Annotated in this window: 2 protein-coding genes; one reads left to right on the top strand and one right to left on the bottom strand. The window is 61.7% G+C overall.

Going from position 1 to position 2,772, the window contains the following annotated elements:
• Positions 1 to 230 precede the first annotated feature (230 nt).
• The gene (locus AC07N6_RS24240) at positions 231 to 1,349 is read right to left on the bottom strand and encodes a sigma-54-dependent Fis family transcriptional regulator (protein ID WP_494783857.1); all 1,119 of its coding nucleotides are present in this window, start codon (positions 1,347 to 1,349) and stop codon (positions 231 to 233) included.
• 175 nt (positions 1,350 to 1,524) lie between these two features.
• On the opposite strand from AC07N6_RS24240, the gene AC07N6_RS24235 reads away from it, so the two are divergent.
• Positions 1,525 to 2,427, top strand: a complete 903-nt coding sequence (locus AC07N6_RS24235; protein WP_494783856.1) for a LysR family transcriptional regulator — start codon at positions 1,525 to 1,527, stop codon at positions 2,425 to 2,427.
• Positions 2,428 to 2,772 lie beyond the last annotated feature (345 nt).

Below are 2,772 nucleotides of genomic sequence, written 5' to 3'. Positions count from 1 at the left end.
AACCGTAACCGATGATGGTCACGTTCTTGTTCTTGATCAGGGACAGGTCGGCGTCTTTGTCGTAAAAAACTTTCATGGTCTTCCTAAGCGAAATGGATAAGCCGGGCGCCTGCCCGGACTTTATTGGTTACGGTGGTCTGCCGCGCCGGCGAATGCGGCGGGGTTTCCTCTTGGTTCAAACGTATCCGGCAGCGTGCGCAAGCGCCCCGGCTTGCGCGCGCCACGCCGGTTCAGGCGACGGCATACGCCGGCATCGCCTGGTCGCGCACATGCGGAATATCCAATTGGCGCAACTTGCGATACAGCGAGGCGCGGCACATCCCCAGTTGCCGCGAAGCGGCGGAGATGTTCCAGCGGCTGCCGACCAGCGCATCGATAACGCGCGTGCGCTCATCCCGGAGCGGGTCGCCTGATTGGCGGGAGGGAAACGCCGCCGCATCGGCTTGTGGCACGATGGGACGGACATTGGCGGCGAGGCCGGTATGGCCCACGATCTGGGTCAAATTCGCCGCCGTGAATTGCATCAGTTCTTCGGGCAGGTCGCGCACTTCGATACGCCCGTCATTCATCACCGCGCAGCTGTAGCGGATCACCGCATGCATCTGGCGCAGGTTGCCCGGCCACGGATAAGCCAGCATGCGCTGCAAGGCGGCCGGCGCGATCACATGCTCATCCGCCTGGCCGCCCAGCTCGTCGGCGATCATCTGCATGATCAGGCGGCGGCGGTCGGCGCGCTCGCGCAGCGCGGGCAGGCGCAGCACGCCGCCGGCGATGCGGTAGTAAAGGTCTTCACGGAAACGCCCTTCGGCGATCAGCGTCTTCAGGTCCTGGTGCGTGGCGCAGATCAGTTGCACATCCACCGGCACCGGATGCGGCGCGCCCAGCGGAATCACTTCACGCTCGGAGAGCACGCGCAACAGGCGCGTCTGCAGCGCGAAAGGCATGTCGCCGATCTCGTCCAGGAACAGCGTGCCACCGTCGGCCTGCTGCACCCGGCCCTTCATGCCACCCGGCAGCGCGCCGGAAAAAGCCCCCTTGCAATAACCGAACAGTTCGCTCTCGGCCAGGCTCTCGGGAATCGAAGCACAGTTAACCGCCACCCAGGCGGCCCGGCGGCGCTCGCTGTATTCATGCAGGGCGCGCGACAGGTATTCCTTGCCGGTGCCGGTCTCGCCGAGAATAAGAACGGGAATGCCGCGGTCGATCAGGCGCTTGCCGCGCTCGACCAGGTCGAGCATGGCCGGATCGCCACCGGTGAGCTGGTCGATTGCGCGGTAACGGGGGGAATTCGAACGAGCTGTTCTGACGTCGTTTTTTGCCAAAGGTAACGCTACCGTTTGTGTCGGCATGATTGTCTCCTGTCTTGAACTGCTTTTTCTTCTTATCTACGGCGACGGCGCTTGTGACGCCTGACGATCGCGCTGAGGCGATCGCAATGTGTCACCTCTGCGTCGAAGAATAACGAGACAATCCCATGACTTCCAATACAATGTACAGACACAATCAATACCTTCAAGGTATCAAATGATAGAACTGAGACACCTGACCTATTTCCGCACCGTAGCAGAAACGCTCCATTTCGGACGCGCCGCAGCGCTGTTGCATATCTCGCAACCCCCGCTTACACGGCAGATTGCGGCCCTGGAGAAGGAGCTGGGTGCGCAATTGTTCGACCGCAGCAAACGCGCCATCCAGCTGACCCCGGCCGGCAAATATTTTTATCGCGACACAACAGAAATTTTCAAGGCACTGGAACGGGCGAAACGCAACGTCTCGTCATCCAGCACCGGCAAGAGCGGCTCGCTGAAGGTCGGCTTCATGATGTCTTCCGCCTATAACATCCTGCCCTCGGTCACACGCCATTACTCGGCCGCCTTCCCCGAAGTCGACATGCGCCTGACCGAATACGTCCCCAACCTGCTGGCCACCGACATCGAAGACGAGCGGGTCGACGTCGGCATCATGTACCGCCCCGAAGACTGCAGCCGCCTGGTCAGCCACACGATCTACGCCGAACCGCTGCTGGCGGTACTGCCCAAGGACCACCACCTGGCCGACAAAGCCGCCATCTCGGTAGCCGAACTGGCCGACGACCCGTTCGTCAGCATCCCTCGCAGCATCGCCCCGGTGGTGTTCGACATCATCGTCAACCACTGCCAGTCCAACGGCTTCCGCCCGCGCATCGTGCTCGAAGCCAACCTGCAGCAAACCATCGTCAACCTGGTCGGCGAAGGCCTGGGCGTGGCGCTGGTGCCGACCTCGATGCAGGCCATGCACCTGGAAACCACCGTATTCAAGCCGCTGCGCAATGCGCCGATGGTGGAAGTGGCCGTGATCTGGAACAAGGAGAATTCGAATCCCTGTATCCGGACGTTCGCGGATACGGCGGTGGAGGTATGGAGGAAGTTGCGGCCGGTGGGGAGTTGAAGCTGATGTGGAGTGCTGAACGACGCTGGGTCCTGACTTTCGTCAGGACGACGCCTCGCTACGATAGCGATCAAAAACACCGAAGCCGCAGGCGAGCAGCAAGCACCGCGAGGCCGAAGGCGAGCATGAGACAAGGCAATGCCGAAGGCGAGCCGGTAACGATTTCCCCTTGTGGGCCAGCCGCCGGAGCGCGGTAAAAAATGGATCAGCAAGGCAGTCGGAGCGCAGCGACTCTGCCTTGCCCATTTTTTATCGCGCTCCGGCGGGCACCCCGAAGGGGCTGGCACTTAGGGGCCGCCTTTCTTTGCTTACTTTCTTTGGCGGGCTGTATAGACCGGGGACATG

It is taken from the genome of Herbaspirillum sp. GW821-FHT09A12, assembly GCF_059418325.1.
The sequence above is the reverse complement of the archived record's forward strand: the minus strand, read 5'-3'. Positions and strand labels throughout refer to the sequence as shown.

What these genes read in the sequence shown, in the direction of transcription:
- AC07N6_RS24235 (WP_494783856.1), top strand. Translation starts at nt 1,525, where the DNA reads ATGATAGAACTGAGACACCTGACCTATTTCCGCACCGTAGCAGAAACG.
- AC07N6_RS24240 (WP_494783857.1), bottom strand. Translation starts at nt 1,349, where the DNA reads ATGCCGACACAAACGGTAGCGTTACCTTTGGCAAAAAACGACGTCAGA.